Below are 4,461 nucleotides of genomic sequence, written 5' to 3'. Positions count from 1 at the left end.
TTTTTTTGCATCTTTATCTTCTTTACCATATGTTTTCATAGTTACACCAAAAACATTATATCCTTGTTTTTTTAAAATATATGCTGTTGTTGAGGAATCTACTCCACCGCTCATAGCAACTGCTACTGTTTTTTTTATATTTTTTATATTAAATTCTAAATTCATAAATTACCATCCTATTTCTATTATTATTTGTAGAAAGCAAATATAATAGCTCAACTTTTATTTTTGTTTATTTTTAAAAAAAATAAAAGCTAAAATTCCCATTATAATTGAAAGGAATCCAAAATTGGTTCCTTTTTTATGACATCCCATTTTATCCTCCTATTATTTAAATTTTACTTTTTAAGATTCTTGAAGCATTTAAAATTGCAATTATTGAAACTCCAACGTCAGCAAATATAGCTAACCATAAATTAACTACTCCAAAAATTCCTAATATCATTACAACTCCCTTTACACTCAAAGCTAATGTCACATTTTGAATAACTATTTTATTAGTAAACTGACTTAAGTCAAGTGCTTTTACTATTTGATAGGGATTATCATTCATAAGAACAATATCGGAACTTTCAATTGCTATATCACTACCAAGTTTACCCATAGAAATTCCAATATCAGAAAGTGCTAATACAGGAGCATCATTTATTCCATCTCCAACAAAAATTACTCCTTTTTTATTCATTTGTTTTATTTTTTTAAATATATCCACCTTATCCTTCGGTAAAAGTTGTGTAAAAATATGATGTTCTTTTAATTCAAGAGATTTTCCTATTTTACTTCCTGTTATTTTATTATCTCCTGTTAACATATAACTTTCTATTCCTTTTTGTTCAAGTTCTTTAATTGTTTGTAAAGCATCTTCTTTTACTTCATCACTTACGGTTATACAACCTGCTAGTTCAAGATTATTTGCCACATATATAGTTGTATCACTTTCTTCTTGAAAAGGAATATTTATCTTATTAATATTCATATATTTTTTATTTCCTACTAGTATAGACATGTTTCTATACAATACACTTATTCCATATCCTGGATTTTCCATATACTCTAGTATTTCTTCTTCTATAATTTCATTTTCTTTAGCTTCCATAATAGCTTTTGCTATTGGATGATTAGAATGATATTCTGCTACTTGTGCAAGATTTAAAACTTGTTCTTCTGTAAAACCATTGAAACTTTTAATCTCTGTAACTTTGAATTTCCCTTTAGTTAATGTTCCTGTCTTATCAAAAACTACAGCCCCTATATTTTTTAATCCATCTAAATAATTACTTCCTTTTATCAAAATTCCCTCTTTTGATGCTTTTCCTATAGAACTAAAAAATGTTAATGGAACAGAAAGAACTAAAGCACATGGACATGAAATTACTAAAAATATAAGAGCTCTTTTTATCCAAAGAGTATAACCTCCAGTTAAAAACATTGGAAAAATAAATGCAATTATAAGAGATAATATCACTACTAAAGGAGTATAATATCTCGCAAATTTAGTTATATATTTTTCAGTAATAGATTTTTTATTACTCGCTTGTTCAACCATTTCTAATATTTTATTTACTGTAGATTGAGAATAAATTTTTTCAACTTTCATTTCAATGACACCATTTATATTTATTCCACCGCTTGAAACTTGAGATCCTACATCTGCTAAAATTGGTAATGATTCTCCTGTTAATGCCGAATTATCAATAGTTGAACTACCTTTCATTATTACTCCATCTAATGGAATTCTTTCACCAGGTTTTATAATTATAAGATCATCAATATAGACATCTTCTGGAGAAACTTTTTTTATTATTCCATTTTTTTTTAAGTTTGCAAACTCTGGTTTTATCTTCATTAAGGCTTTAATTGATTTTTTTGAATTATTAATAGCTAATTCTTGAAAAAAATCACCAACTTTAAAGAAAATCATTACTCCAGCAGCTTCGCTAAAATCTCTTAAAAAAATAGCTCCTACAGTAGCTATTGACATAAGAAAATTTTCATCTAAAAATTTTCCTTTGAAAATATTTTTAACTGCTTTAATAAGAATATCATAGCCTGACAATATATATGCTATAAAAAATACAGTATTTTTATAAATAGGATCTTTTATAAAAAAGCCAACGAAAAAGAATAACATTCCAAAAACTAATAAACTGTTTTTTAAAGAAGTTAAACTCTCTTTTTCTTCACTTTCATCTATTTTTTCTTCAAAGAAAACACCCTCTTCTATAGAATTGACCAAATTATTAAGATAATTCAATAGATTTTTTTCTTTTTCTTTCTCTAATAGAGTAAATGAAAAAGTTTTTGTATAAAAGTTTAGGTTAACATCTGAGATGAATGAAATTTTTTCAAATTCATATTGGATTTTTGAAGCACAACCACCACAATGTAAATTTTTTATATAATATTTTTTAAACATTTTCTTCTCCTTTTTCAATTTATATATAGGCCCTATATGTATATATATCACACTACAACAATCAAGTCAATCTTTATTTTACAAAGATTTTCTATTCGTTTAAAATAAATACTTCACAAAATTTTATTGACAATGTATTTAAAATACTGTATATATATAGGTATATAGGGTATATTTAATTTTAAAAATATAATACTAAAAATTATTTGAAGGAGTTAAGACTATGTTTATAAAAGAATTTTTCAAGAATACTAAACAAATTGGAGCTATTTTTCCAAGTTCAATTTTTTTGGCAAAAGCAATGGTTTCTCAAATTGATTATGCAAATACAGATGTATTAGTTGAATTGGGTGCAGGAAATGGAGTCTTTACAAAAGAAATTTTAAAAAGAAAGTCTTCTAATACAAAGTTTATAATATTTGAAATAAATTCTAAATTTTATAAACTATTGAAAAAAAAATATTCCCACTTAAATAATGTTTATATTTTTAAAGAAAAAGCTGAAAATTTAGATATAGTTATGTTAAATTTAGGATTAAAAAAAATAGATTATGTCATATCAGGACTTCCTTTTTTAAATATACCTAGAACAAACCGAAATAAAATATTTCAATCTATTTCAATTTTTTTAGAAAAAGAACTAATATTGTTTCAATATACAAAATTATTAGAATCTGAACTTAGATATAAATATAGATTAATTAATAGAAAATATGTATTATTAAATGCTCCTCCTGCATATGTATATACTTTAAAAAATATCAGTCTCTATAATTCTATTTACAATAACTCTTTATTTGTATAGGTAAATTATATGGAGAGAATCTTTATACTTCAACAAACTACAAATAATAAAATTCAATTATCAGAAAATAAAGAGTTTTGGAACAATTTAAAAAATAATAACTCTTCAATTGTCTATAAAATTTATTGCAATTATTTAAAAAATTCGAATGAAACTTTTGACATTATTTTTGGAATAGATATACTAAATTCAAAAGAAATATTTCTAACAATACCACGATTAACATATCAAATTTTCGTATCTAATACGAAAAATATTTCTAAAAGTTGGGAAAAAATTCAACAATTAGAAAATAATAAAATAATAAAAAGAAGTTATATTTTTGATTATGAAAAATATTATCCAAATGGAGAGGTTCATATTTTTTTAGGAATTAAATAATATGATTTATGGGAGTAGATATGAATATTTTGACCAATACAAGTAAGTATAAATACAAGTTATTTTTTATAATTTATTTTATTCTAATATTAATAGCCTCATTTTTTAGATTTCCAGATGTAAAGAATGAATTAAAATATTTTGTAATTATCGATCAATTGATAGAGAATAAAAATTATATTATACTAAAATACTTTAATGAACTTTATCCAGATAAACCACCGCTTTATTTTTGGATATTACTTTCATTGAGAAAATTTTCAAAAGATATATTTTATCCTTTAGGATTAATTTTTACGAGTATTTTACCAGCTAGTATAACCGCTTATTTGGGATTTAAACTTTCAAAACTTTATTGGAATGAACGGATGGCTTATATTTCAACCGCCATTTTTATAACTTTACCTTATATTTTTGGGATATCTTTAGTTCTTAGAATGGATTATCTGATGATTATGTTTATAATGTTAGTTTTATATACTTTTTTTAAATCATATCCTAAAGATATATCTAATATAAATATTTTTTTTATTTATTGTTTCATAGGATTTGGTATATTAGTTAAAGGAGGAGCTGCATTCACTATCCCTTTATTTACCATAATATTCTATTTGTATTTAAATAAAGATATGAAGTATCTAAAAAAAATAAAGCCAATAATTGGTATTTTAATAATACTGTTAATTTTAATAACTTGGTTTTCTTTAATATTAACTGATATCAATGGAATTCAATATATAAAACTTATATTAGGACAAGAAACAATCGGAAGAATGATAAAATCTAAAGCTCATATAAAACCATTTTATTTTTATTTAAAACAATTACCTTTTACACTATTAACACTTGCTCCATTTTT

At 23.5% G+C, this 4,461-nt stretch carries 5 protein-coding genes; 3 read left to right on the top strand and 2 right to left on the bottom strand.

What is annotated here, in order from left to right; translation table 11 throughout:
- A partial coding sequence (locus ACRC8M_RS10210; protein ID WP_438529028.1) for a 7-cyano-7-deazaguanine synthase occupies nt 1-165 on the bottom strand: 165 nt, incomplete at its 3' end.
- A gap of 166 nt (nt 166-331) precedes the next feature.
- The gene (locus tag ACRC8M_RS10205) at nt 332-2,416 is read right to left on the bottom strand and encodes a heavy metal translocating P-type ATPase (RefSeq protein ID WP_438529027.1); all 2,085 of its coding nucleotides are present in this window, start codon (nt 2,414-2,416) and stop codon (nt 332-334) included.
- Between the two features lie 223 nt (nt 2,417-2,639).
- Here ACRC8M_RS10205 and ACRC8M_RS10200 point away from each other — a divergent pair, with 223 nt between their 5' ends.
- The 3 genes from ACRC8M_RS10200 to ACRC8M_RS10190 form a co-directional block, all read left to right on the top strand.
- Nucleotides 2,640-3,221, top strand: a complete 582-nt coding sequence (locus ACRC8M_RS10200) for a class I SAM-dependent methyltransferase (protein WP_257164283.1) — start codon at nt 2,640-2,642, stop codon at nt 3,219-3,221.
- Between the two features lie 9 nt (nt 3,222-3,230).
- Entirely contained in the window at nt 3,231-3,602 is a 372-nt protein-coding gene (locus tag ACRC8M_RS10195) for a hypothetical protein (RefSeq protein WP_438529026.1), read from the top strand.
- A gap of 20 nt (nt 3,603-3,622) precedes the next feature.
- Nucleotides 3,623-4,461 (top strand): ArnT family glycosyltransferase (locus ACRC8M_RS10190; protein ID WP_438529025.1); only part of this gene is annotated, 839 nt, incomplete at its 3' end.

Origin of the sequence: Cetobacterium sp., from assembly GCF_051653945.1 — a bacterium.
Taxonomy (GTDB): Bacteria; Fusobacteriota; Fusobacteriia; order Fusobacteriales; family Fusobacteriaceae; genus Cetobacterium_A.
Note: the sequence above shows the minus strand (reverse complement) of the source record. Positions and strands in the feature narration are given on the sequence as shown.

Excerpts from the sequence above, each read along its gene's own strand:
- ACRC8M_RS10200 (WP_257164283.1), top strand. The coding sequence starts at position 2,640 with ATGTTTATAAAAGAATTTTTCAAGAATACTAAACAAATTGGAGCTATT.
- ACRC8M_RS10195 (WP_438529026.1), top strand. The coding sequence starts at position 3,231 with ATGGAGAGAATCTTTATACTTCAACAAACTACAAATAATAAAATTCAA.
- ACRC8M_RS10205 (WP_438529027.1), bottom strand. The coding sequence starts at position 2,416 with ATGTTTAAAAAATATTATATAAAAAATTTACATTGTGGTGGTTGTGCT.